Raw genomic sequence first — 25,886 nt, 5'->3', positions numbered from 1 at the left:
TTTTCGATATGGAACGACAGGAACAGGCCGCGCAGGATATCTTCCGCAACCGCGTGCGGCTGCGGCATCTCTACTGCTTCGTGGCGGTGTCGCAAACCCAGCACCTCGGGCGCGCGGCGGACCGCCTTGGGCTGACCCAGCCGGCCGTTTCCAAGACCCTGAGCGAACTGGAGGAACTGGCCGGCACGCGGCTGCTGGTGCGGCAGCGCGCGGGTACCGAGCTGACCACGGCGGGCACGCGCTTCCTGCAGCATGCGCTGCGCATCCTGGCCGATATCGATGCCGCCGCCGGCAGCGTCACGGGCGAAACCGCGCTGACGCATGAGCGGATACGGCTCGGTGCACTGCCGAGCGTGGTGCCGGCGGTGTTGACCGATGCCTTGCTGCGCTTTCGCGCCACGTATCCCGAGGTCGGCCTGGACGTGCGGACCGGCATGAACCGCAATCTGATTGACCAGCTCAAGGCCGACGTGCTCGACCTGGTGATCGGCCGCATGGACGATCCGGTCGCGATGGAAAGCTTGTGGTTCGAGTCGCTGGGGCCCGATTCCCTGGTGCTGACGGTGCATCCCGGCCATGCGCTGGCCCGGACCACGCGCCCCACCTTGCTCGATTGCCTGGCATGGCCGCTGGTGATTGCCGCCGCAGGCTCGATCCCGCGCCACAACACCGAAAGCCTGCTGGCGCGCCACGGCCTGCGCCTGCCCGATGGCTGCGTCGAGACGTCTGACGCCTATCTCGGACGCCTGCTTGCCGAGCAGAGCGATTGCGTCTGGGCGGCGCCGATGTCGGCCACGCGCCGCGCCATGGACGCGGGCGGGCTGGTGGCATTGCCGATCGATACCCTCGGCACCGAGGAGCCGGTCGGACTGCTGCGGCACAAGGACCGCACCCTGACGCCGATGGCCGAGGCGCTGGCCGACTGCATCCGGGCGGCGGCGCATCCCGATGCGCCACGTCGCGGCCAGCCGGCTCAGTGAGCGGCCATGGGCCGGCCGCCCTGCTCGCCTGCCGGCGCGGGGCTGCCACCGAAGTGCTTCACCATCAGCGCCACCGCGGCCAGGAAGGCCGGCACGGCCAGCAGCGTGAAGATCATGTCGAAGCCAAGCTGCAGGCGCAGCAGTTCCGCGCCGAGCAGCGCGCCGGTGATGCCGCCGAAGCGGCCGATGCCGAGCATCCAGGCCACGCCCGTGGCACGGCCCTGCGTCGGGTAGAAGGCCGCCGCCAGCGACGGCATGGATGACTGCGCGCCGTTCATCGCGGTACCCGCCAGGAAGATCAGCACGCCCAGCAGCACCTGGCTGCCGGTGCCCTGCCCGACGGCGTAGATCAGCGCACCGGTGATGGCATAGGTCAGCGCAATCACCTTGTTCGGGTTGAAGCGATCCATGAACCAGCCCGCGGCGATGGTACCGATGCCGCCGCCCAGTGGGAACAGCGCGGTCAGGAACGAGGCGCGCTGGATCGAGAAGCCCGCGTCCTTCATCAGCGTGGGCATCCAGCTGGTCAGCAGGTAGAAGATCACCAGGCCCATGAAGTACGTGGCCCACATCATGGCCGAGCCCAGGCGGTAGCCCGGCGACAGCACCGTGCCGATGGCCGAGCGCGTCGCGGGCGCCTGCTCGCCGATGACATAGCTTGCGGCCGCCGCGCCGGCACCGGTGACGCGCTGCAGCACCTTGCCGATCTGTTCGGCCGGGTAGTTGCGCAGCACCATGTAGCGCACCGATTCCGGCAGCAGCAGCACCAGCAGCGCGGCCAGCACGACCGGCAGCACGCCGCCCAGCACAAGCACGCTGTGCCAGCCATAGTTCGGGATCATCGCCGCCGCGACGAAGCCGCCCACCGCCGAGCCGAGCGGAAAGCCGCAGAACATGGTGTTCACCAGCACCGCACGGCGGCGCTGCGGCGCGAACTCGGACGTCAGTGTCACCGCGTTCGGCATGGCGGCGCCCAGGCCCAGGCCGGTCAGGAAACGCAGCGTGGTCAGCCAGCCCAGGCTTGGCGCAAAGGCCGTGGCCAGGCTGCACACGCCGAAAAAGAAGACCGACAGCACCAGCACGCGCTTGCGGCCGACGCGATCGGCCAGCGGGCCGGCAAAGATGGCGCCAAAGGCCAGGCCGAACAGCGCCGCGCTCATGACGGGGCCCAGCTCGGATTTCTGGATGCCCCAGTCCTGCACCAGTGCCGGGGCGATATAGCCGATGGCCGCTGTATCAAAGCCGTCGACGGCAACGATCAGGAAACACAGGATCAGGATCAGCCATTGATAGCCGGTGAACGGCCGCTCGTCGATCAGGGCCTGGACGTCGATGACGCCGCCCTTTGGAGGGTTGGACTGGGGCACGGGTTGTCTCCGTTTGACTTTGGAAATCGGCAAGGGGCGCTGATTTGGCAAATCGGCAAAACCCGCCATTTGTTCTTATAGCGAACCATGGTTCTCTACTGGAACCGATCTTAGGCGCCGGGGATCAGGGGCAAGTATCCGGGTTAACCCGTCGCAGCAGGCCATCTGGAACGGCATCGGACGAGGCGAATTACGCCAGGGCACAGCCTTCGCAAGCGGTAAAATTGCGCGATTGACACGCGCGTCAATTTCCGTCCGAGAAGATCTGGGCAATGACGCAATTTTTCACCGCAGGCAGTCGGAAGCGACTTGGATACATGCCTGAATTTCATGGAAATAACGTGAGATGTCATTTTCCATGCCGTGACGTATTGCTTAGGATGCGCTAAGCACCGATCAATGTGATCGCCGCTCGGAAAGAGCCGCATAAGGCTCAATCAACGCTTTACGGCTTTTCACCTCAGCTGCCCGACACCGATTTCAGGCGGGACAGGTTTTCCCTAAACCATAGTGCCCGTCCCGCTGCCAAATTCGTCTGAAGTCACGCGGGCGAAAATACCGGCACAAGAGCCATAGCCATTCCTTAACGCCGCTCCGCCGTGCTGCCATGTCAGGCGATATTTAAGCAATTTATTACAAATGATATTTCACGCGATTATATGAAATATAAAAAAACTGTATAAGGCCGCCATTTCAAGTTGCAGCGCACAAACCTATAGTGAATGTAATTTTTTCCGGGGAGGGACCCGTAACCACCGATAAGGAGGTGGAAGAATGCTAAAAACAGCTTTTTTGCTTGCGGCGGCAAGTGCTGCGTTGGGCGCTGGTGCTGCGTATGCTGGCACCGGGACTCGGGACGTTTACACGGATGGCTCGAGCGTGATGGGGACGCGGGACCCGTTCACGGATGGAAGTAGAGCAATCACTGACAGGAGGGATGTATTCACCGACGGTGACAAAATCACGGACAAGCGGGATATGTTCACGGATGGTTCTTAATTCGCCAGCCGCGAGCGCCGACGATAATGAGGCGAGATCAAGGTCCCGCCTCTCCAAGCCTCCGTGGGGGCTTGGTTTTTTTATTAGACCAAGCCACCATTCACGCGCGATGCTCAGGCACCACAACCGCGCAATATTCGATTGGCGATTTCCTTATGCGCCCCCGAATGTAGAAAAAATACCCATTTGTATTCTGCCTCGCGGCTGCGACGGCCATGTTCTCGGCTAGGCCTGCATCAGCATCGCGCGCAATTGCGCCTTGGCGACTTTCTCAAGCGTGGCACGCGGCAGGCTATCCACCAGCCTCACCTCGTGCGGGCGTTTGAAGTCGGCAAGCTGTGCCGTGCAGGCGGCCAGGATGCGCGACGGCAGGTCTTCGCCGGCCCCCTGTGCTGGAATGACGAAGGCCACTGGCACTTCATCGAGCATCGGGTGCTTCTTTGCCACCACCGCCGCTTCGGCCACGCCGGGCACCAGCGCGATCACGCGCTCGATCTCCGACGCCGCAACGTTCTCGCCACCGACCTTCAGCATGTCCTTGGCGCGGTCGGCGAAGTAGAGCGCGCCGTCCTCGCCGAGCCGGACGCGGTCGCCGGTGATGAACAGGCCATCGGCGCGGAACGCCGCAGCCGTGGCCGCGGGATCATTGAAGTACTCCAGGAACAGCGATACGCCGCGCTGGCCGCGCACGTAGAGGTCGCCGGTTTCGCCCGGCGCGACCGGCTGGCCGTGCTCATCGAGCACATGGATCTCATAGCCCGGCGACGGCCGTCCCATCGACATCGGCGTATTGGCGCGATGCGGCGAGCCGACGGTGCCGTGCGAGATGGTTTCGGTCATGCCCCACCAGCCGATGGTCTTCACGCCGAAATGGGCGTCGGTGGGCGGCTCGCACACGCCGCTGCCCCAGTGGCGGTAGCTGTGCCGCTCTGGCCGGGGCTGGCCCATCAGCGCGCGGACGCAGAACGGGACCATCGAGGTCCAGGTGCAGCCATGCCGCAGCGACACCGGCCAGAAGCGCGATACCGAGAACTTCGGCAGCAGCACCACGGTGGCGCCCACCCACAGCGACGCTGCCACCGAATACACCTGCGCGTTCGTATGGAACAGCGGCAGGTGCACGAGATGGACATCGTCCGCGCGCAGATCTTCATGCCGCGCGCACAGCTGCGCGCCCCACAGCGCGTTGGCATGGCTCCACAGCACGGCCTTCGGTCGCGACGTGGTGCCCGAGGTGTACTGGATGCCGAACGGCGCCATCGGATCATGCGGCCGCTGGGCCAGCGTATCGGGATCGGCGTCGATGGCGGCGAATGGCGTGAAACCGGCCACATTGGCTTCCGGCGCCGCGCCGTTGTCGGTCGCGGTGACCGCCACCCATGCCAATGCAGGCGCCGCCTGGCGAACCATTGCCGCAAACCGCGGTTGCGTGATGCCGGCCACGGCGCCGCTGTGGCTGGCGAAGAAGGCCAGCTCATCCGCGCTGGACCGCGTGTTGGTGGTCACGGGCACGGCGCCGGCATAGGCGCAGCCGAGCCAGGCGATGACTGATTCCGGGCAGTTGTCCAGATGCACCAGCACGCGCTCGCCGCTTTGCACGCCGCGCGCCTGCAAGCCGGCGGCGAAGCGCCGGACCGTGTTGCCAAACTGCGCGTAGGACCACGTCGCGCCCTCGCCATCGAAGGGCTCCCACACGAGGAACGGGTGATTGCCGCGCCGGGCGGCCTGTTCATCGATCAGGGTGCGGATATCGGTAGCTTCGAACGGCGTCAGGGCGGCAGGCGTCATGGGGCGTTGGGACAGGAGCAAAGGGTGCCGACGAGTATCGCGAAGCGGTTCGGGACGGGGACTCGTCTAAAGCGACGAATCTGCATCGCGGCAGCCGTGTTCAAGGCGTCCGTCTACAGGACTCGCCCCCCGCCCGGGCCTGAGTTGTGTCCTATATTGGATGCCTGCGGTAAGAGGAACAGACCGAGGAGACGCGCCATGGCCACCTGGAAGCCGGATCCGAGCTTTTACCCATCGCCCCGCCTGGCCGCCAAGGCGCCGCCGGAGGGCCTTGCCTACGTGGCGATGTTCGATCCCGAGCGCAAGCAGCCGGACGCTATCGCCGTGGTCGACGTGGACCCGGTATCACCACACTACGCCAGCATCGTCGGCCAGGTCGCCATGCCGCATGCCGGCGACGAGTTGCACCACTTCGGCTGGAACGCTTGTTCGTCGTGCCTGTGCCCGAATGCGCCGCATCCGCACATGGAGCGGCGCTACCTGGTAGTACCGGGATTGCGCTCTTCGCGCATCTATATCCTCGACACCAAACCCGATCCGCTCAAGCCGTTCCTGACCAAGGTGATCGAGGCCGAGACACTGGCCGAGCGCACCGGCTACAGCCGGCCGCATACCGTGCATTGCGGGCCGGGCGGCATCTACCTGACGGCGCTCGGCAACGCCGAGGGCAAGGGCCCCGGCGGCATCGCGATGCTCGACCCGCAGAGCTTCGACCCGCTTGGACGCTGGGAGGTCGAGCGCGGTCCGCAGTACTTCGCCTATGACGGCTGGTGGCACCTGGGCTATGACACGCTCGTCACCAGCGAATGGGGCACGCCGGACATGGTCGAGGACGGCCTCCTGCCCGACATCCTGCTCGGTGCGCGCTACGGGCGCCGCCTGCATTTCTGGGACTTCACGCGGCGCAGGCACTTGCAGGAGATCGATTTCGGCGATGAGTACCAGCTCGTGTTCGAGCTGCGTCCGGCGCATGACCCGACCAAGGCCTATGGCTTCGTCAACTGCGTGATCAGCCTGAAGGACCTGTCGTCGTCGATCTGGACGTGGTACCGCGACAAGGACAAGTGGGCCGTGCGCAAAGTCATCGAGATCCCGGCCGAGGCCGCCGACCCCGACCAGCTGCCGCCCATGCTCAAGGGCTTCAAGGCGGTGCCGCCGCTGGTGACGGACATTGACCTGTCGATGGATGACCGCTTCCTGTACGTGTCCTGCTGGGGCACGGGCGACCTGCTGCAATACGATGTGTCCGACCCGTTCGCGCCGAAACTGGCGGGAAAGGTGCGTATCGGCGGCATCGTCTCGCGCGCCACGCATCCGGGCGCGAAGAACGGTGCGCTCAATGGCGGGCCGCAGATGGTCGAGGTGAGCCGCGACGGCCGCCGCATCTACTTCACCAACTCGCTGTACGGCGCGGTGGACCCGCAGTTCTATCCCGAGGGCATCGACGGCTGGATGGTGAAGCTCGATGCCGCGCCGGAAGGCGGCCTGTCCTTCGACCCGAAGTTCTTCATCGAATGGCCGAAGAGTCATCGCCCGCACCAGGTGCGGTTGCAAGGCGGGGATTGCTCGTCGGATTCATATTGCTATCCGTGATGGACCCATCCGCCACGTTCGCCAACGCGTCTGCACAGTGGGCGGCGTGGTGGCCCTGGGTCGCGATTGCCGCGCTGGGCCTGTTCCATGGCATCAATCCCGCCATGGGCTGGCTGTTCGCCGTGGCGCTGGGGCTGCACCGCCACAAGCGCAGCGTGGTGGTGCTGTCGCTGCTGCCGATCGCGCTGGGCCATGCGCTGGCGGTGGCGGTGTTCGTGGCGGCGGCGCTCACGCTTGGCAGCGTGGTGGATGCGCGGTGGTTTGCACGCGGCGGCGGGCTGGTTCTGATCGGCTGGGCGGCGTGGCACGGGCTGCGCGGTCACCGCGGCCGGCCGCGCGTGGGCATGCAAGCGGGTATGGCGGGGCTCGCCTGCTGGTCGTTTCTCATGGCGGGCGTGCATGGGGCCGGGCTGATGCTGGTGCCGGCACTGATGCCGCTGTGCGCATCCTCGCTATCGGGCAGGATCAGCGGGCGCAGCGCCGTGGCACCCGCCGTGCTGGCGCTGGGCCTGCATACCGGGGCCATGCTGCTAGCTATCTGCGTTGTGGCGCTGCTGGTCTATGACCGCGTTGGTGTGGCGTTCTTGCGGACGGGATGGATCAACCTGGATCTGCTCTGGAGCGTCGCGCTGGCGCTGTGTGGGGTCGCGCTGCTGGTGTGGTGATTGCCGATTGCGATCGTTTCGGTGCGTTTCACCCCTGCAAGAACGGCAACACGGTCTCCAACAGCAACTCCGGCGCCTCCTCAGCAATGTAATGCCCGCACGGCAAGCCATGTCCGTTCACGCGCCGCGCCACCTTGCGCCATTCTTCAAGCGGTCGGAAGCATTGGCCCACGGCGCCCTGCTCTCCCCACAGTGCCAGCATCTCGCATTCCACCATGCGTCCAGCGGCCAGATCGGCACGATCATGCTCCAGGTCGATACCCGCGCTGGCGCGATAGTCCTCGCACAGTCCATGCGCGGCACCGGGCAATTGCAGGCAGCGCAGGTACTCGGCCATCGCCGCTGCGGTGAAAGGCGCCAACCCCGCACTGCGCGCACCCATGGTGCTGCGCAGGTAGAGCGCCGGGTCCGCCTCGATCAGGGTTTCCGGAAACGGTGCAGGCCGAATCAGGAAAAACCAGTGCCAGTACGCCGTGGCAAAGGCCAGGCTGGTCTGCTCGTACATCGCCAGCGTGGGCGCGATATCGAGCGTGACGAGACGTTCGACACGTTCGCCGTGGTCCAGCGCCATGCGGTGCGCCACGCGCGCGCCGCGATCATGCGCCATGACGCCAAAACGCTCGAAGCCGAGCGCTGCCATCAGTTCGACCTGATCGCGCGCCATCGCGCGCTTGCTGTAGTTGCCGTGGTCGGGCAGACCGGCAGGCTTGTCGCTGTCCCCATAGCCACGCAGGTCCGCCGCCACCACCGTGAAATGGCGCGCCAGCGACGCCGCGATCTTATGCCAGATCACATAGGTCTGCGGATGGCCATGCAATAGCAGCAGCGCCGGGCCCTGCCCGCCAACAACGGCATGGATGCCAACGTCCCCGCATTGCATGTGGCGATGTTCGAACCCCTTGAATCCTTCCAGCACGGCCTGCCTCCTTTCCTGTTCAAGGACCTGCGCGGTCCATCGAGAGCCAAGGCAGTGTAATCAGGAAATCAATCGCCAGCATTTCCGACCAAGACCTTCATTAGTTCCTGCTGCTCACGAATGGGGACTCCCCTCCATGGATCCAGCGCGGCGGCCTGGGCCCAGCGCCGCCGCCCCGCTTCAGGCGACGTTGAAAAAGTGCGTGCCGTCACGGTCCAGCTGGGCGATCAGGCCGTACTCCCAGTCGAGGTAGGCCTGCATCGCGGCGGCCGCATTGTCGGTGCCCTCATACGGACGACGATAGCGGTCCGTGCGCGGCACGGCCAAGTGCGTTTCGCCGCTTTCCACCGGCAAGCCGGCAGCCAGCCAGGCGAGTGTGCCGCCTTCAAGCACATAGATCTCGGCCTGCGTGAGTGCGCGCAGGTCCTCGGCGGCGAAGCGCGCCAGCTGGCTGGTGCCGCACGTCAGCACATAGCGGCGTGCCGCGGGAATGCCCTTCAGCGCCTGGGCAAGCTGTGCGCGAATGACGAACCATGCACCGGGGATGTGGCGCTTCACATAGTTGGCACTGCTGGTGAAGTCCAGCACGACCGTCTGTCCATCCTGCGCTTGCAGCCACGCGCCCAGCGTTGCCGGCGACACGGCTTCGACCGGCGCGGCATCGGGCGCGGGCACGCGCGGCACGCCGGTCTCGCTGCGCAGCGCCGCATCGACAGGCTCCACCACCGCTACGTCCCAACCCATTTGCGCGAGCCATGACGCGCTCATGTCCGCGCGCACGCCGTCATCGTCGGCCAGCACGATGCGCGCGCCGCGTACCGGCGCGCTGTGGTCGGTCTCCTGCACGAGCTGCCCGCCCGGTGCGTTGATAAAGCCGGGCAGGTGGCCGCCGGCGTATTCCTCGGGTGTCCTCACATCGAACCGGTAAAGCGTGCGTCCAGGCGCTTCCAGCGGCGCCAGTGCCGCGTGGGCGACGCGCTGCACCCCGGCGCGCGCTGCGATATCGCGTGCGCCCCGGCGGGCCTTCTCGCGGTTGGCCTCGCCGATGTCCAGCGGCGCACGCCGGCTGGCACCGTGGTCCAGCGTTTGCCCGGCCAGCGTCCAGCCGATGGTGCCGTTGCGCAGCGCTGCCACCGGGTTCGGCAGGCCGGCATTGATCAGCGACTGCGTGCCGATGATGCTGCGCGTGCGGCCCGCGCAGTTGACGATGACTTGCGTCGACGGGTCCGGCGCCAGTTCGCGCACGCGCAACACCAGTTCGGCACCCGGCACGCTCGTGGCCGTGGGGATGCTCATGGTCTGGTACTCGTCGAAGCGGCGTGCGTCGACCACGACCACGTCGGCGCCGCTGTCGATCAGTGCCTTGACCTCGGGCGCGGACAGCGACGGTGTGTGGCGCCTGGCCTCCACCACTTCCCCGAACGACTTGCTCGGCACGTTGACGTCGCGGAACACTTCACCGCCTGCGGCAATCCACGCATCGAGCCCGCCGTCGAGCAGGTTCACGTCCGTGTAGCCCAGCTTGCGCAGCACGCTGGCGGCGCGCGGCGCGAGGTCGGCGCCATCGTGCTCGCCATAGACCACGATGCGCGTGTCGCGCCGCGGAATGCGCGGCCACGCTTCGAGTTCCAGTTTCGATAGCGGGAAATTGGCGGCCCACAGCGGATGCGACTGGGCAAACGGGTCTTCCTCGCGCACATCGAGCAGCGCGATCTCCTTGCGGTCGAGCAGCGCCTGGCGCACGGCCTGGGTGGTGATCAGCGGAAATTGTTCAGCGGAAGCGGTCATGATGCGGCGGAATCCTTCGAGCGGTCCCACGGATTGGGCAGGTAGGGGTTGGAGTAGCCGGAGATGAACGGCTTGCGTTCACCGGCCTCGGGGTAGACGCTGCGACGCACGCCGCCGATGTTGGCACCGTACACGTGGATGCTGATCGAGACGCGGTCGTCATAGGCGTTGTGCACGCGATGGATATCGCCCACTGTCGGCGATACCGCTTCCACCTGTCCCGGCTCCAGCCGCGTCGGCTCGCCATGCGCCAACGGTCGCCCCGCGGCATCGAGCACGAACGGCTGCGAATACTCGGCGCCGCGCAGCATGCCGATCAGGCCCCACACCGTGTGGTCGTGGATCGGCGTGCGCTGACCCGGTCCCCAGACAAAGCTGACGATGGAAAAGCGCTCGGCCGAATCGCAGTGCAGCAGCATCTGCTGGTAGTACTCGGGGTGCGGCTGCGCGAAGGCATCGGGCAACCAGTCATCGCGCGCGACCAGTGCGGCCAGCAACGCGCCACCTTCACGCAGGATGCGCGACTCGTCGGGCCGCTGGTCCAGCAGCGCCGTCAGGCCGGTGATGAACTCGCGCAGCGGCGCGAGCGAAGCGCGGATGATCGTGGGGGAGTCACTCACAACGGTCTCCTGATATTGTCATTGCCCTAGCGCCACGCGCCCCGCCGCGACCAGGATCGAGTCGTTCTGCGGCGTATGGATGCGGCTGCACAGCACGTCGCGGTAATGGCGTTCCAGCGGGTTGTTGCGGCTCAGGCCGTGGTTGCCCGACAGCTGCAGCGCCAGTTCCACGGCGCGAATCGCCTGGCTTGTGATCGTGAACTTTAGCAGCCCGCTGTCGGTAGGTGTCGGCGGCGTGCCCGCGTCGGCGCGCGCGGCGGCATCGTCGAGCAGCGCCTGGTTGGCGTGCAGCAGCGCCGCGATCTCGCCGATTGCCTCCTGCACGCGCGGCAGCGTCGCCAACGGTGCGCCAAGGCTGGCGGGTGCGCGCTCCCGCACAAAGCCGCGAATCCAGTCGAAGCCCGCGCGCGCCACGGCGTCATAGAGGCTGCCGAGCAGCACCACCATCCATGCCTGCTGGTCGGCGTTGGCGTCCACGTCGGCCTGGCTCGCACCTGCAGGCGCCCACTCGGATGGCCCGCGGATATCGACAGCGTTCTCCGGCGGAATCCACACATTGTCGAGCACCGTCTCGTGGCTGCCCGAGGCGCGCAGGCCCATGTGATCCCAGTTCTCGATCACGCGGATGCCGGCCGTGTCGGGCACGGGCCGCTGCACCAGGAACACGCCCACGCGCGGCTGCGGCTCGTCGGTGCGCGCCCAGACCGAAAGCCAGCGCAAGGCGGGAATGCCGGTGCTGTAGAGCTTGCGCCCGCTCAGTCGCCAGCCATTGGCCACGCGCGTGGCGACCGTCGCGGGCAAGCCGCCGCGTGCGGGCGAACCCAGTTCCGGCTCCACGCGCAGCGAATTGATCAGTGCACCGTCCGCGACGGCACTCGCAAACACCTGCTTGCGCAGCGGCTCGGGCCAGTGCGCCTCAGCCCGGCCGATGGCGCGATGCTGAAGGTACGTCATGGTCAGCACGAGCGCCGTCGCGGCATCGCCGCCGGCAACCGCAGCGATGATGCGGCGCGCTTCGGCCAGACTCGCGCCGCCGCCACCGTAACTGCGCGGCACCACCTGCGCGATCAGGCCGTACTGGTGCAGCAGCGCGAAGTTCACATGCGGGAAGCTCGCGTCGGCATCGTGCTGCGCGGCGGTGGCCGCGAGGCGCGGCGTCAGCTGGGCGAGCACATCGCCGAGCAGCGCCTGGCTGCTGGGCAGCCGGCGCAGGGAAGACAGGGACATGGTGGATTCCTGGCAAGGCGCGGCACGCGAACGCACGCCGCTGGTGAATGCCGCATAGCGTACCGGCGCCGAGCGGCGGCGAGAACGACGCATCCTGCATATGGACCGTCGTTTTTATTCGTTCGGTCTCGCAGAGATCGGGCGTACCGTTTGGCTCAGTTCCTTCGTCATTTCCCTTTTCCTCTTCCGCATCTCGCCTTGCGTCTTCCGCGCAAGCGCACCGTTGCGCCCTTCCAGTCAGGAGAACCACGCATGAGCGTCGATATCATCGGCATGATCCAGAGCCAGAAGCAATCGGAGATCCACCGCCCCACGGGCCCGGTGATCGATCGCGACTATGTCCGCGCCTTTGCGCAGGCCCACGAGCAGGCCGGGTTCGACCGCATCCTGGTGCCGCACCACTCCACCGGCCCTTCCGCCACGCTGACGATTTCCTACGCGGCCACGGTGACCGAGCGCATCCACTTCATGCTGGCCCACCGTCCCGGCTTCACCGCGCCGACGCTGGCCGCGCGCCAGATCGCCACGCTCGACCAGTTCAGCGGCGGCCGGCTCGGCGTGCATTTCATCTCGGGCGGCTCCGACGACGAGCAGAAGCGCGATGGCGATTACCTGAACCACGACGAGCGCTACGCGCGCACCGACGAGTACCTGGACGTCCTGCGGCGCATCTGGACCGAAGACAAGCCGTTCGACCACGAAGGCAAGTACTACCGCTTCAGCAATGGCTTCTCCGAAGTCAAGCCCGCGCAGAAGCCGCATGTGCCCATCTACTTCGGCGGTGCGTCCGAAGCTGCGCTCAAGGTCGCGGGCAAGCACGCCGACGTGTACGCGCTGTGGGGCGAATCGCACGACCAGGTGCGCGACCTGACCCAGCGCGTGCGCGCCGAGGCCGCGCAGCATGGCCGCCAGGTGCGCTTCTCGGTGTCTTTCCGCCCGGTGCTGGCCGAGACCGAGGAGAAGGCCTGGGCCCGCGCCGACAGCATCCTCGAACGCACCCGCACGTTGCGTGTGCAGCAGGGCTACAGCCGCGGCGGCCCGCAGCAGAGCGAAGGCGCGCGCCGCCTGCTCGCGGCAGCGGAACAGGGCGACCGCGTCGACCAGCGCCTGTGGACCGCGATTGCGCGCGAGACCGGCGGCCGCTCGAACTCCACGGGCCTTGTCGGTACGCCGGAACAGGTGGCCGATGCACTGCTGCAGTACTACGACCTGGGCGTGACCACCTTCCTGCTGCGCGGCTTCGATCCGCTCGAAGACGTGGTCGACTACGGTCGCGAACTGATTCCGCGTGTGCGCGAACTCGTTGCCCAGCGCGATGCGGCACAACAGGCGACGCGCAAGGCCGCCTGACATCCGATCTCAACAGGAACGGGGAGAATCCATGAGCCATACTGAACCCGCCGACGCACTTGCCAGCGCGGCCGATCACAACGCGCGCCGGCGTAGCGTGCTGCGCGCTGCCGGCGCCGCCGCTATCGCCGCGCCGGCATTGATCCTTGGCCGCCAGGCCTGGTCCGCGCCGCGCAAACTGACCTTTGCCTGGAACCAGAACTCGTTCTGCCTGACGCCGGTCGTGGTGGCACAGGAGCGCGGCTTCTTCGAGAAGAACGGGCTGCAGGTAGAGCTGGTGAACTACAGCGGCTCCACCGACCAGCTGCTCGAATCGATTGCGACAGGCAAGGCCGATGCCGCGATCGGCATGATCCATCGCTGGCTCAAGCCGCTGGAAGCCGGCTTCGACGTCAAGATCATCGGCAGTTCGCACGGCGGCTGCGTGCGGCTGATCGGATCGAAGGCGGCGGGCGTCACCAGCCTGCAGCAGCTCAAGGGCAAGACCGTCGGCGTGAGCGACCTGGCCGCGCCGGGCAAGCACTTCTTCACGATCCTGCTGGCCAAGCATGGCATCGACCCGGACAAGGACATCACCTGGCGCCAGTACCCGGCCGATTTGCTCGGCGTGGCGGTGGACAAGGGCGAGATCCAGGCCATTGCCGACGGCGATCCCAACCTCTACCTGCTGGAGAAGCGCACCAACGGCGCCTACGTCGAACTGGCCACCAACCTGACCGGCGAGTACGCGCGCAAGGTCTGCTGCGTGGTCGGTGCGCGCGGCGAGCTGGTGCGCAATGATCGCGCGGCGGCGGCGGCGCTGGCGCGCGCGATCGTGCAGGCGACCGAGTTCGTCAACGAGAACCCGAACGAGGCCGCCAAGGTTTTCGCGAAGTACTCGCCGAAGATCAACCTTGACGACCTGCGCAAGCTCTACGCCACGCTGACCTATACGCACCATCCGACCGGCGTGGACCTGCAGGAAGAGATCGCCTTCTACGCCGACGATTTCCGCCGTATCGGCGTGCTCAAGAAGAACACCGATGCCAAACGCCTGGCGCAGCACGTCTACGCCAATGTCCTGGGGTAATGCGATGACGACAAGCCAATCCGCACTCGATCCGGCACTCGCGCGCGTCGCCGGCACCCACGCGGCACCGGCGCCGGATGCCTGGCGCCCCTGGCCGGCAGGTGTCGCCGCAGCCGCTGCGTGGGCGGCATTCGGCGCCATCACGTGGCGCTGGCCCAACAAGGTGGCGGGCTTCTCCGACTGGGCCTATACGGAGGAACTGGGCCTTGCCGGCATCGCGGCGGCAACCTTGCTGGCCGTGCTCGCGCTCGCCGGCAAGCGCGCACCGGTGCCGCGCGGCACGCTCGCCAAGCTGCACGCTGCCGGACCATGGCTGGTCGCACTGGCCCTGGTGCTGTCCGCGTGGGAGATCCTGACAGCCAAGACCGCGACCCTGCCGACGCCGTTCTTCGCGCCGCCGCAGGCGCTGATCGAAGTCTATGTCGACGACTGGCCGCGGCTTGGCGACAGCGCGTTCAACACGCTCAAGCTGCTCGGGCTCGGCGTAGCCTATGGCGGCATCGTTGGCTTCCTGATCGGCGTGTCGATCGGCTGGTCGCGGCGCATCGGCTACTGGGTGCATCCGGTGCTGCGCGTGCTGGGTCCGCTGCCCTCCACCGCCCTGCTGCCGCTGACGTTCTACTTCTTCCCGTCGAGCTATTCCGCCGCGGTGTTCCTGATCGCGCTGGCCACGGCTTTCCCAGTCGCGGTGCTGACGTGGTCGGGCGTGGCCAGCGTCAACAAGAGCTACTACGACGTCGCGCGCACGATGGGGGCGTCGGGCTGGTTCCTGGTGCTACGCGTCGCCATTCCGGCTGCGTTGCCGCAAGTGTTCGTCGGGCTGTTCATGGGCCTGGGCGCTTCGTTCTCGGTGCTCGTGACCGCCGAGATGATGGGCGTGAAATCGGGCCTCGGCTGGTACTTGACCTGGGCACAGGGCTGGGCTTCGTACGTCAACATGTATGCCGCGCTGATCGTGATGGCGCTGCTCTTCTCCGGTGTCATCACGCTGCTCTTCACCGTGCGCGACCGCGCGTTGTCGTGGCAGAAAGGAACCGTCAAATGGTAGCCATCGCAGAACGTCCTCCGTCCGCAACGCGGCACGACCCGGCATCAGTCACTGGCGCGCACATTGATATCCGCAATGTCAGCCACTGGTTCGGCAGTGGCGACAGCCGCCTGCAAGTGCTGGATGGCGTCGACCTGACTGTCGCCCCCGGGGAGTTCGTCGCGCTGCTTGGCCCCAGCGGTTGCGGCAAGTCCACGCTGCTGCGCCTGGTCGCCGGACTGGACACGCCGGTCTCCGGCGAACTGCTGCAGGACGGCGCGCCGATCACCGAGCCCGACCCGTCGCGCATCGTCGTGTTCCAGGACCCGACGCTGTACCCGTGGCGGCGCGTGTGGGACAACGTCGCACTGGGGTTGCAGGCGCGCGGCATCGTGCGGCAGGAGCGCCATCGTGTCGATGCGGCGCTCAAGCGCGTGGGCCTGGAATCGTTCGGGCGCGTGTTTCCGCACCAGCTTTCGGGCGGCATGGCGCAGCGCGTGGCGCTGGCGCGCGCGCTGGTCAATGATCCGCGGCTGCTCGTGCTGGACGAGCCGCTCGGCAAGCTCGACTCGCTCACGCGCCTGGCGATGCAGAGCGATCTCGTCGAGTTGTGGCAACGCTCGGGCTTCTCGGCGCTGCTCGTCACGCACGACGTGGAAGAGGCCTTGTTCCTGGCGCAGCGCGTGGTTATCTTCAGCGACCGGCCGGCGAAGATTCGCGCCGCACTGACCGTCGACCTGCCTTATCCGCGGCATCGCGGGGATCCGCGCCTGACCGAACTGCGTCATGAAGCGTTGCGCCACCTTGGACTGGATGCGAGCTGGTGAGGATGTCGCGGGTTGATGGGGCGGTGTGCCCATGAACGGCCTGCCTGTGCAGGCGTGGCTCAACACCCTGCTTGTCCTGCTCCAGGAAGGCCAGCTTGCGCTGCTGCGGCTATGGCATGCGCTGGGATTGACCGGAGATGCCCACGGCCAGCCCGCCTGGCCGTGGGCGCGGCGCATTGCCGGGGAAACGCTGCTGATCGACCTTGGCCTGGCACGGCATCTCGCGTGGTCGATCGGTGCGGTGGTGGTGGCGCTGTTGTTTGTCGCCATGGCCATTGCGTGGCGCCGCCGCCGCGGTGTCTTGCTTGCCATCACCGGTCTGTCTCTCGTCCTTGCGCCCTGGCCGTCGCCGTCGCTGCTGTTCAGTGCTGCGGCGCCGACGAGTTTCCACGCCAGCCCCACAGGGTTCTCCGTGGATGCCATCGCGCGCGGTGCGAAGGTTTATGCGCAGCACTGCGCGTCCTGTCATGGGGAGGATGGTCGCGGGGAAGGACCGCTGGCGGCTTCACTGCACCGCTGGCCGCCTACGCTGGTCAGTCCGCTGCTCGCTCGGCGTGCGGATGGCGAGTTGTTCTGGCATGTCGTGGATGGCATGCGCAACGCGCGGAGCGAGGTCACCATGCCCGCGTTTGGCCATGCGCTGAACGATGCCGATGCTTGGGCGGTACTGGACTACATGAAGGCGCTGGCCGCAGGCAGCGGCGTGATCGCCAACGGCAATTGGCCGATCGCCCTGCGATTGCCTGATACGCCCGTGCGATGCGGTGATGAGTTGTCGCCACGTTCGCTTGCGCAGTGGGCGGTTGGGCAGCGCGTGCGTGTGGTCGCGTTTGATGGAGATATTGGCTCGCTGCCGATGCTGGATCCACGGTTCCAGACCTTGCTGCTGACGCGCGATGGCACCTTGCCTGCTGGCGTGCCGCGCTTTCGGGCCAACTGCGTGGCGGCGTCTGCGCATGCGTGGGAGGTGTTTGCGCGGATTGCGGGCGTGTCCGCCGATGGGCTGGGTGGGATGGAGTTGCTGGCCGACCGCAAAGGGTGGCTGCGGGCGCGCGGTGCGCCGGGGGTTAGAGAGTGGTCGGATGCGGATATGGTTTGCCGATCAGGGCCCTCCATCGAAGCGCCACGTGGGGCGCGGGGCGCCGACGGGCTCACGGCGTTGGTACTGCGGATGGATGACGAACCGGTCAGGTTTGTAAAGGGCGGATTTGTTCATTGAGGATGAGGGGGTGTGTCCTGCAAGGATCGACAACCCCAATCATCGCCCCGAACCCCCTTGTTTGCGGTTCATCGCTGAATTGCGGGGGCATCGTGCTTGGCAGGCGCCGCTGTTTCGCCGGCGTAGCCGGCGACCTACTTCTTGTCCAAGCGACAAGAAGTAGGCAAGAAGCGCGTTTACTTGTCCTAGCGGACGAATATTGATCGTAGTGTGCGACGAATTTCGTACGGGTATGAACTTCAGAGCGTGCCTGGCTGCCTGCCGCATGGAGCGCGTCCGCATGCAGGCTTTCAAGCCGTGATTGAACCAGCCCTGAACCTGTCCGTGGCCCCTGCTTCCACCGTCATCGCATCATCGCCTTCGGCTGCTACGCGGCTCACTAGTCGGCTAGTCACGGCATCAGCGGCGCTGGCGACGGTGCTTCCGTTACCTCGCTTTTCTGGGTTTTTACTGAGCTGCGCAGCAGCCGTAGGCGATGATGCGATATGGCTGGCAGTGTCGGGCCACGGACAGGTTCAGGGCTCGTTCAATCATTGTTGGAGAGCCTGCAGACGGACGCGCACCACGCGGCAGGCAGCGGGGCAGACTCTGAAGCAAATACCCGTACGAAATTCGTCGCACACTACGATCAATATTCGTCCGTTAGGACAAGCGACGCGTTTTTTGGTTACTTTTTGTCGCTCGGACAAAAAGTGACTCGCAGGCTACGCCTGCGAAACAGCAGCGCCTGCCAAGCACGATGCCCCCGCAAGTCGCCGAAGAACCTTCTTTGCTACATAGCCGTCTTCCCCCCATTCACAGCCAGAACCTGCCCCGAGATGTATCGAGAGCGGTCCGACGCCAAAAACACGATCGCGTCGGCCACTTCCTCCGGCGTACCAATACGTCCGGCCGGAATGCCGGCCGCGACCGCAGCGACCTTGGCGGAACCACCCGCAATGCGATCCAGCATGCCAGTGTCGATCGGCCCCGGTGCGACGGCATTCACACGAACATTGGCGCGCGCCGCGTCAAGCGCTGCCGACTTGGTCAGGCCTTCGATCGCGTGCTTGCTCGCTACATACATCGGATTCTGCGGATTGCCGCGGCTCCCCATCGTGGACGACAGATTGACGATGACGCCATGTTCCTGCGCGAGCATGACGCGCAGTTCGTGCTTCATGCTCAGGAACGTTCCCAGCACGTTCGCATCAAACGTCGCGGAATAGGATTCGACGGTCTGGTTGACGATCGATCCGGGCGTCCCCTCCGTACCCGCGCTGTTCACCGCCACATCGAGCCGCCCGAAACGGGCGACCGTGTGATCGACAAGATGGCGGACCTGGTCTTCACTGCTGACCTCGGCACGCACGAACTCGGCCTCGGCGCCCAGTTCGCGCAATTCGGCGACCAGCCTGGCACCAGAAGCCTCGTTGCGGCCGGAACAAACCAGCCGCGCCCCCTCACGACCGAATGCAAGTGCTGCGGCATAGCCGATTCCGGATGTGGCACCGGTCACCAGCACGACGGCATTTTTCATGTCTCTCTCTCCAAGGATCAATCCACTGTGGAATAGTCCGCAGGCATCGCGGTCACTGCATGTACCGGCACGGGTCCGGCGGAAACTGGCCTGATGGCCGGCGAAAACTGCCTGCGCCAGTCGGTCGCGCTGCAGCCAAACGCACCACGAAACCAGTGACTGAAACTGCTTAGCGTCGAGAAGCCCAGCAAGCCGGCCACTTCGCCGATCGGCTGGTCGCTTTCCTGCAGATGGCGTACCACCAGTTCCAGGCGCACCTGCTCGAGCAGGGTCGAGAACGTCAGCCCTTCGGCGCTGAGATAGCGATGCAGCGTGCGGCGGTCGACGCGCAGGCGATGGGCGAGCTGTTCGGCCGTGCAGCGGCCGGCGGGGAGCAGCACCAGCATCAGCGCACGGCACGATTCGCGCACGCCCTCGTCGCGACGCCGCAGCGCCGCTTCCAGATAGTCCCGCGCAAAGCGAGCGGCGCCGGGGTCGCCTGGCGTGCGCGGAATCTGCAGGTCGGCCGCCATGCAGACCATGCCGTTGAAGGACTGGTTGAATTTCGGCAGGCAGCCAAAGAAGGCGCGGTGCGCGCTCGCATCCGCCGGAGCCCGGTGCGTGAAGCAGACCTCGACCGGCTGCCAGCGCGGACCAATCAGTTCGCGCAGAATGCGGAACTTCACGCCCACGGCAAGCTCCATCGCCTGGCGCGTGGACAGGCCGGGGCTCGGCAGCAGGTCCTCGCGAACGACGACGGCGTGCCCGTTGTCCTCGATGTGCGTGACCAGCGTTGCACTGAGCAGCTTCAGGTAGCGGCACAAGGTATCGAGCGCCTGCCGCGGCGTCGGCTCTTCCTTGAGGACCAGGCTGATGGGCCCCAGGTTCGAGAACGTCCGCTGCCCGGCCAGCTGCAGCGCGAAGTCTTCCATGCCGGTAGCCTGCGCGGTCAGTTCGAGCAGTTCGCGCACGGCATGGCTGGGAATCAGTTGCTCGGGGTTCTCCAGCAGCGCGGCCGATAACCCGACCGCGCGCAGGTAGGCGTGCGGGTCGCGCCCGAGCGAAGTCACCAGCGCGATATAGCCGTTCAGGCTCGCACTGCGGATCAGCTTGCCGACGGATTGCATGGCATACCCGCTGTGCGGCGGATCGGCTGCGTCAGAACGCGACGGCATGCTTGCCCTTCAGCTGCAGCATGTCCCGTGTTTCGTCCGGGGTGGCGACTTCCAGGTTCAGCGACTTCAGGATCGACACGATGCGCTGCACCTGTCCGGCGTTGCTCTTCGCGAGTTGCCCCGGGCCGTCCCACAGCGAGTCTTCCAGCCCGACGCGAACGTTGCCGCCCATCGACGCCCCCATGGTGGCCAGCGGGAACTGGCTGCGGCCTGCGCCCAGCACCGACCAGTAGTAGTCCTTGCCGAACAGCCGCTCCGCCGTCCTGCGCATGTGCATCACGTCTTCTGGATGCGAGCCGATGCCGCCCAGCAGGCCAAACACCGACTGGATGAAGAACGGCGCCTTGAGGATGCCCCGGTCCACGAAATGCGCCGCCGTGTAGAGATGGCTGGTGTCATAGCATTCGATCTCGAAGCGCGTGCCATTGTCCGCGCACGCTTCAAGGATGTAGCGGATCTCCTTGAAGGTATTGCGGAACACGCGGTCCTCGGAGCCCTCCAGGTAGGGACGCTCCCAGTCATGCTTGAATTCCTTGTGCCGCTCGAGCATCGGGTAAAGGCCGAAGTTCATCGAGCCCATGTTGAGCGACGCCACTTCCGGCTTGAGCTGCAAGGCAGGCTGCAGGCGCTCTTCCACCAGCATGTTCGGCGCGCCGCCCGTGGTCAGGTTGATCACGACATCCGAGCGCTCGGCGATAACCGGCAGGAACTCGCGAAACAGCGCGGGGTCCTGCGACGGCTGGCCGTTGTCGGGCTTGCGAGCGTGCAGGTGGACGATCGAAGCACCGGCTTCGGCTGCCGCGATGGCTTCACTGGCGATCTCCGCCGGCGTGATCGGCAGATAAGGCGACATGGTCGGCGTGTGGATGCCGCCGGTCACGGCGCAGGTCACGATGACCTTGCTTTGGGGTGCTGCCATGGAATTTGTCTCCGTTCGATTTCTTGCAGGCGCAGGAATGAACCGTCAATCCGGGGTGAAGTTGATCGAGCGCAGCAGCTTGCCCTGGCGTTCGTACGATTCACGCGCGTCCCGGGAAAGCTCTTCGCTGGTCGCCGCCGAGCCGACCTCCATGCCGAGGTCTTCGATCTTCTTCTGGACATCGCGCGATTGCATGACCTTGAGCGTCGCTTCGCGCATTCTGGCAAGCACCTCGGGCGGTACGCCCGGCGCGGACCAGAGGCCCATCCAGCTCACTTCCTTCAGGTCCGGGAAGCCGAGCTCGGCAAACGTGGGCACGTCTGGCAGTGCCGGGATCCGCTTCGGGTAGGCAATGGCGAATGCCTTCAGTTGTCCCGACTTGATGAACGGCAGCGAAGTGGCCGGGCCGTCGAACATGAGCGGGACATGCCCACCCATCACGTCCTGCAGCGCAGGGGGCGACCCCTTGTAGCTCACGGTGCCGGTATTCAGGCCGGCCAGCCGGTTGAACTGCACGCCGATGGTCTGGCCGCGCATGCCGGCACCAAAGTTCGCGTAGTCGATCTTGCCCGGGTTCGCCTTGATGTAGGTAATCAGCTCCGCAAGGTTCTTCGCGGGCAGGCCGGGCTTGCCGACCAGCACAAGCCCCTGCCGGGTCAGCTGCGTCACGGGCACGAGGTCCTTGAACGGATCGAAAGTGACCTTCATGACGTGGGGCACTTCCGCGACGATACCCTTCTGGATCAGCAGGAACGTATAGCCGTCCCGCGGTGCCGACAGCATGCCATGCACGCCGATGGTTCCCGCCGCGCCGGCCTTGTTGTCAACGATCACCGGCTGTCCGAGCGGGCGCTGCAGTTCGTGCGCAAACAAGCCCGCCAGGATATCGGCGGTTCCGCCCGGCGGCGCACCCACGATGATCCGCACGGGCTTGGCTGGCCATTCGGCCGCATTCGCGGTTTGCGCCACCGGCAGCAGGGCAGTCGAGGCAATCATCAGCGCCAGCGCCTGGCGTGCAAACTTCGGGAAGGACTTCATCGCGGTTCCTTAGGGGGTCTCTTGGTCCGGGTCCGTGCCATCCCTGGATGCCTTGGCCCGGCTTTGATATGGCCGTCAGGAGCATTCTGTGGGCGTGGGCAGCCGGCCGCTTTGCATCGCGCGACAGAAATGTGCAGATCGTGACAGCAGGCGCTCCAACCTTGCCGATGTCGCACGGGGCGATTCCAGCGCCGCGCCAGTCCGGTGGCGCACGTGTGGTCCGCGTCGCCTGCCCCAGGCCGGTCCCAACTCGACAAACGGATGTCCCGGATAGACAAGCGTGCGCGGCGGGCGACAAAGATACTCAGTGAACCGGATCCAAGCCGGAAACACGGAGACCAGAACCCCCGCCGACACGGCCGTCTCCTGACCCGACCACAGCATTCCCCTGGAGACACACCATGAACTTTCTCGACGGCCACCTGTTCCCCGAGAACCAGCAACCGCTGATCATCACCGCCGCGCCGTACGCGCCGGGCTGGCTGCCCTCGGACTTCCCCGAAGACATTCCGGTCACCATGGCAGCGCAGATCCAGAAGGCCGTGGATTGCTACAACGCCGGCGCCACGGTGCTGCACCTGCATGTGCGCGAACTGGACGGCAAGGGCAGCAAGCGCCTGTCGATGTTCAACGAGCTGATCGCCGGCGTGCGCAAGGCGGTGCCGGAGATGATCATCCAGGTGGGCGGCTCGATCTCGTTCGCGCCCGAGGACGAGGGCCAGGCCGCCAAGTGGCTGTCGGACGACACGCGCCACATGCTGGCCGATCTCGAACCCACGCCCGACCAGGTCACGGTGACGGTCAACACGTCGCAGATGAACGTGACCGACCACGCCGAAGACGCCGATTTCCGCGGCACCTCGCGCGAGAATCCGGCCATCTTCGAGGCCTACAAGGAGATGACCGTGCCCGCGCAACCGGGCTGGGTCGAGGAACATGTGCGCCGCCTGACGGCCAAGGGCATCCAGAGCGCCTTCCAGTGCTACAACACCAACAGCTTCGAGTCGGTGGAACGCCTGATGCGCCGCGGCTTCTACAAGGGGCCGCTGGTGATGAACTGGGTGGCCATCGGCGGCGGCATGGACACGCCGAACATCTACAGCCTGGGCAACTTCATGCGCGGCGTGCCCGACGGCGCGGTGGTGACAGTGGAGAGCAACGTGCGCAATGTGCTGCCGGTCAACATGATGGGCATCGCCATGGGCCTGCATGTGCGGTGCGGCATCGAGGACGGCATCTGGAACCAGAAGCGCACGGCGAAGCAAAGCACGGTCAAGCAGATCGAGCAGCTGGTGCGCATCTCGCACGAATTCGGCCGCGAGATCGCGACGGCGAAGGAGGCGCGCGAGATCAGCAAGATCGGCGTGTTCTACGACACAGTCGAGGAGTCGCTGCAGGCCAACGGCTTCGCGCCCAACCGCAACGGCGGCACGCAGGGCTTCCTGCGCAAGACGCAGTGAAGGCGCTGGGCTGAGGCGCGGGGGCATCCGGGAGGTCACGTTTCCACCAGGCATGTGCCGCAGCGAAGACCCGACGGCTTCCCCCCGGTAGGTGTTTACGATGAATCCTATGTAGGAGTATTGACATGGCACGGGTGGGTGCCTACCTTCAGGGCCGGTGACACAGCGCAAAAGCGCGGCGCCGGACGTCTAAAGACCGCCCCCAAGCCCTATGAGCACCCTGATCCGCAGTGCCCTCCTGGTGAAGTATTCCGAGATTGCCCGAACCATTGGCGTGGACCCCGAGCGCATGATCCACCACGTGGGCGCCGATCGCTCGTGCATCGTTTCGCCTGACCTCCATGTGCCGGAGCCCTGGCTGGCAAAGGTTCTGGATTCCACCGAACAATCGTCCAGCTGCGCCGCGGTGGGCCTGTTGATGGCCGAATCCTGGCGGCTGTCGGACTTCGGACCGATCAGCCTGGTATTGCAGCACCAGCCAACGCTGCGTCATGCGCTGGGCCAGCTCGATACCTATCGCCACCTGCTGAGCGAATCCGTCTTCGTGCATGTCGAGGAAGCTGGCGAGACCGCCATTGTCCGGCAGCAGCTGATTACGGAACGGGCGCTTCCCGGACGGCAGCCCGTCGAACTTTCGGTGGGCGCACTGCTGAGCCTGATGAAGTCCATGCTTGGCGGAAGCTGGAAGCCGCGCAGCGTGCATTTCTCGCATGCCGCGCCGGCAAGCCTCCACGTCCATCACCGGCTGTTCGGGACACGCGTCGAGTTTGGCTGCGATTTTGACGGCATCGTCATGGACCGGCGCGACCTGGACCGGCCCAATCCGCTGGGCGACGTCAATCTCGCGCGCTACGCCCGCGAGTTCCTCGACCAGCATCCTCACGGCCGCCAGGTTTCCACGGCCTCCAATGTCCGGCGCGCGGTCCACATGCTCCTGCCACGCGGACAGGGCAGCATCGATCAAGTCGGCCAGCAGCTCGGCATAAGCGCGCGAACGCTGCAGCGCCGGCTCGAACAGGAAGGCCTGGAGTTCTCATCGCTGGTGAATGAGGTCCGACGCGGGCTGGCCACCCGCTACCTGGGGGATATCCGCTACCCCGTGTCCCAGGTGGCCTTGCTGGTCGGGTTCGCCGAGGTCAGCACGTTCTCGCGCTGGTTCAGCGCGCAGTTCGGCACGCCGCCGACGCGCTGGCGCGCTGAAATGAACCGTTGAGACCGGTCGCTCCCTGAGCACCGGCCTGTCGATGCTTCTCGCGATCCCGGCCCTGTGCCGGCAACTGGCGCAATCCGTCAAGTTGTGGCGCCGCCCGACAAGCACCGCCCTCCGGAAATGCCGAGAATCGCTGCCATCCAGTGATACGAAAGGAGGCAGCATGAAAGCGGCACAAGTCATTCCCGGCGCCGACGGCGGTCGCATCGAGGTGCGGGATATCCCCGTTCCGAAGCCCGGCCCCGAAGACGTCCTGGTCCGGGTTCGTGCATCGGGCCTGAACTACGGCGAACTCAAGTACATGCGGGAACATCGGGCCGGCAACCCGATGACCGCGGGCGTCGAATTCGCCGGTGAAGTCATCAGCGTCGGCGAAAAGGTCAGGGACTGGCGCGAGGGCGACCGCGTCATGGGCCACGGCCGTGGCTGCCACGCGCAGTTCGTGATCGCGGCGCCGCTGGCGCTGATGCCGGTGCCGGATGATGTGTCGTGGGTCGATGCGGCGGCCTTCCCCAACGTGTTCATTACCGCCCACGACGCACTGGTGAGCAATGGCGAACTGAAGTCCGGCGAATCGGTGTTCATCAACGGTGCGTCGGGCGGCGTGGGCATGGCGGCGATCATGATCGCGTCGGCCCTTGGCGCCCGGCCGGTGATCGCGTCGTCGCGGTCGGCGCAGAAGCTCGAACGCCTCGCGAAATTCGGCGTGGACGTGGGCGTCAATGCATCGCGCGATGCGCAGGTCGAGGCGATCATGGCGGCCACCGAAAAGCGTGGCGTGGACGTCATCATCGACACCGTCGGCGGGACGGTCTTCGAGGACCATATCAAGAGCCTCGCGGTGAAGGGCCGCCTCGTCAATATCGCCCGGCTGGGCGGTGGCGCCACTGCACAGGTCGATATCAACCTGCTCTGGCTGAATCGCCTGAAGATCATCGGCGTCACGTTCCGCACGCGCACCGAGCAGGAGCGCATCGCGTGCATCCAGGCCTGCGCGCGCGACCTGTTGCCGTCGTTCCGCGGCGGCAAGCTGCGTCTGCCGATCGACAAGACCTTTTCCCTGGATGCGATCGGCGATGCCTATGCGTATATCGCGGACAGCCAGCACCTGGGCAAGATCGTGCTCACCGCCGACTGACAGCGAAGGCCAC

The 25,886-nt window shown here is 66.0% G+C and carries 21 protein-coding genes; 11 read left to right on the top strand and 10 right to left on the bottom strand.

Annotation, left to right across the window (positions count from 1 at the left end; all coding sequences use genetic code 11):
* Positions 1-8 precede the first annotated feature (8 nt).
* Positions 9-980 carry a LysR substrate-binding domain-containing protein gene (locus ACIGJB_RS17495; protein ID WP_483733576.1) on the top strand — a complete coding sequence of 324 codons (972 nt, stop codon included), beginning with the start codon at positions 9-11 and terminating at the stop codon, positions 978-980.
* Here the strand turns inward: ACIGJB_RS17495 and ACIGJB_RS17490 are convergent.
* Both ACIGJB_RS17490 and ACIGJB_RS17485 read right to left on the bottom strand, forming a co-directional pair.
* Complete coding sequence (locus tag ACIGJB_RS17490) at positions 974-2,347, bottom strand: MFS transporter (protein WP_483733575.1); 1,374 nt, start codon at positions 2,345-2,347, stop codon at positions 974-976. The genes ACIGJB_RS17495 and ACIGJB_RS17490 overlap by 7 nt on opposite strands.
* Before the next feature lie 1,224 nt (positions 2,348-3,571).
* On the bottom strand, positions 3,572-5,134 hold the full coding sequence (locus ACIGJB_RS17485; RefSeq protein ID WP_483733574.1) for an AMP-binding protein: 1,563 nt from the start codon (positions 5,132-5,134) through the stop codon (positions 3,572-3,574).
* Between the two features lie 198 nt (positions 5,135-5,332).
* On the opposite strand from ACIGJB_RS17485, the gene ACIGJB_RS17480 reads away from it, so the two are divergent.
* Together ACIGJB_RS17480 and ACIGJB_RS17475 are read left to right on the top strand one after the other, a co-directional pair.
* The gene (locus ACIGJB_RS17480) at positions 5,333-6,727 is read left to right on the top strand and encodes a selenium-binding family protein (RefSeq protein ID WP_483733573.1); all 1,395 of its coding nucleotides are present in this window, start codon (positions 5,333-5,335) and stop codon (positions 6,725-6,727) included.
* On the top strand, positions 6,727-7,392 hold the full coding sequence (locus ACIGJB_RS17475) for a hypothetical protein (RefSeq protein ID WP_483734707.1): 666 nt from the start codon (positions 6,727-6,729) through the stop codon (positions 7,390-7,392). The genes ACIGJB_RS17480 and ACIGJB_RS17475 overlap by 1 nt, the downstream gene beginning before the upstream one ends.
* 28 nt (positions 7,393-7,420) lie before the next feature.
* Here the strand turns inward: ACIGJB_RS17475 and ACIGJB_RS17470 are convergent, their stop codons facing one another.
* The 4 genes from ACIGJB_RS17470 to ACIGJB_RS17455 form a co-directional block, all read right to left on the bottom strand.
* Complete coding sequence (locus ACIGJB_RS17470; protein ID WP_483734706.1) at positions 7,421-8,272, bottom strand: alpha/beta fold hydrolase; 852 nt, start codon at positions 8,270-8,272, stop codon at positions 7,421-7,423.
* 216 nt (positions 8,273-8,488) lie between these two features.
* Positions 8,489-10,096 carry a rhodanese-related sulfurtransferase gene (locus tag ACIGJB_RS17465; protein WP_483733572.1) on the bottom strand — a complete coding sequence of 536 codons (1,608 nt, stop codon included), beginning with the start codon at positions 10,094-10,096 and terminating at the stop codon, positions 8,489-8,491.
* Complete coding sequence (locus tag ACIGJB_RS17460) at positions 10,093-10,716, bottom strand: cysteine dioxygenase family protein (protein WP_483733571.1); 624 nt, start codon at positions 10,714-10,716, stop codon at positions 10,093-10,095. Before ACIGJB_RS17460 ends, ACIGJB_RS17465 begins: the two co-directional genes overlap by 4 nt.
* An 18-nt stretch (positions 10,717-10,734) precedes the next feature.
* The gene (locus ACIGJB_RS17455) at positions 10,735-11,943 is read right to left on the bottom strand and encodes an acyl-CoA dehydrogenase family protein (RefSeq protein ID WP_483733570.1); all 1,209 of its coding nucleotides are present in this window, start codon (positions 11,941-11,943) and stop codon (positions 10,735-10,737) included.
* Between the two features lie 252 nt (positions 11,944-12,195).
* Here ACIGJB_RS17455 and ACIGJB_RS17450 point away from each other — a divergent pair, with 252 nt between their 5' ends.
* The 5 genes from ACIGJB_RS17450 to ACIGJB_RS17430 are packed head-to-tail and all read left to right on the top strand — an operon-like array spanning position 12,196 to position 17,435.
* Positions 12,196-13,293 (top strand): LLM class flavin-dependent oxidoreductase, encoded by a 1,098-nt coding sequence (locus tag ACIGJB_RS17450; protein ID WP_483733569.1) that lies wholly within the window; start codon positions 12,196-12,198, stop codon positions 13,291-13,293.
* Between the two features lie 31 nt (positions 13,294-13,324).
* On the top strand, positions 13,325-14,362 hold the full coding sequence (locus ACIGJB_RS17445; RefSeq protein ID WP_483733568.1) for an ABC transporter substrate-binding protein: 1,038 nt from the start codon (positions 13,325-13,327) through the stop codon (positions 14,360-14,362).
* A gap of 4 nt (positions 14,363-14,366) precedes the next feature.
* The gene (locus ACIGJB_RS17440) at positions 14,367-15,410 is read left to right on the top strand and encodes an ABC transporter permease (RefSeq protein WP_483733567.1); all 1,044 of its coding nucleotides are present in this window, start codon (positions 14,367-14,369) and stop codon (positions 15,408-15,410) included.
* Positions 15,404-16,216, top strand: a complete 813-nt coding sequence (locus ACIGJB_RS17435) for an ABC transporter ATP-binding protein (RefSeq protein ID WP_483733566.1) — start codon at positions 15,404-15,406, stop codon at positions 16,214-16,216. The genes ACIGJB_RS17440 and ACIGJB_RS17435 overlap by 7 nt, the downstream gene beginning before the upstream one ends.
* 31 nt (positions 16,217-16,247) lie before the next feature.
* On the top strand, positions 16,248-17,435 hold the full coding sequence (locus tag ACIGJB_RS17430; RefSeq protein ID WP_483733565.1) for a c-type cytochrome: 1,188 nt from the start codon (positions 16,248-16,250) through the stop codon (positions 17,433-17,435).
* Positions 17,436-18,207: 772 nt separating this feature from the next.
* On the opposite strand, the gene ACIGJB_RS17425 is transcribed toward ACIGJB_RS17430, so the two are convergent.
* The 4 genes from ACIGJB_RS17425 to ACIGJB_RS17410 are packed head-to-tail and all read right to left on the bottom strand — an operon-like array spanning position 18,208 to position 22,065.
* Complete coding sequence (locus ACIGJB_RS17425) at positions 18,208-18,954, bottom strand: SDR family NAD(P)-dependent oxidoreductase (protein WP_483733564.1); 747 nt, start codon at positions 18,952-18,954, stop codon at positions 18,208-18,210.
* Positions 18,955-18,971: 17 nt separating this feature from the next.
* Positions 18,972-20,060, bottom strand: a complete 1,089-nt coding sequence (locus ACIGJB_RS17420; RefSeq protein WP_483734705.1) for an AraC family transcriptional regulator — start codon at positions 20,058-20,060, stop codon at positions 18,972-18,974.
* A 31-nt stretch (positions 20,061-20,091) separates the two neighbouring features.
* Positions 20,092-21,027, bottom strand: coding sequence for a 3,5-dioxohexanoate:acetyl-CoA acetone transferase (gene kce / locus ACIGJB_RS17415; RefSeq protein WP_483733563.1), 936 nt, complete (start codon positions 21,025-21,027; stop codon positions 20,092-20,094).
* 45 nt (positions 21,028-21,072) lie between these two features.
* Positions 21,073-22,065: a Bug family tripartite tricarboxylate transporter substrate binding protein gene (locus ACIGJB_RS17410; protein WP_483733562.1), complete on the bottom strand. Its 993-nt coding sequence runs from the start codon at positions 22,063-22,065 to the stop codon at positions 21,073-21,075.
* A gap of 401 nt (positions 22,066-22,466) precedes the next feature.
* Between ACIGJB_RS17410 and ACIGJB_RS17405 the strand changes: the two genes are divergently transcribed.
* The 3 genes from ACIGJB_RS17405 to ACIGJB_RS17395 all read left to right on the top strand — a co-directional run bounded on the left by ACIGJB_RS17405 (position 22,467) and on the right by ACIGJB_RS17395 (position 25,873).
* Positions 22,467-23,525 carry a beta-keto acid cleavage family enzyme gene (locus tag ACIGJB_RS17405; RefSeq protein WP_483733561.1) on the top strand — a complete coding sequence of 353 codons (1,059 nt, stop codon included), beginning with the start codon at positions 22,467-22,469 and terminating at the stop codon, positions 23,523-23,525.
* A 211-nt stretch (positions 23,526-23,736) separates the two neighbouring features.
* Complete coding sequence (locus ACIGJB_RS17400) at positions 23,737-24,738, top strand: AraC family transcriptional regulator (protein WP_483733560.1); 1,002 nt, start codon at positions 23,737-23,739, stop codon at positions 24,736-24,738.
* Positions 24,739-24,898: 160 nt separating this feature from the next.
* Positions 24,899-25,873 (top strand): quinone oxidoreductase family protein, encoded by a 975-nt coding sequence (locus tag ACIGJB_RS17395; protein ID WP_483733559.1) that lies wholly within the window; start codon positions 24,899-24,901, stop codon positions 25,871-25,873.
* Positions 25,874-25,886 lie beyond the last annotated feature (13 nt).

This window comes from Cupriavidus sp. C2SS-8b, from assembly GCF_057073745.1.
This window is presented reverse-complemented; position numbering and strand designations above follow the sequence as displayed.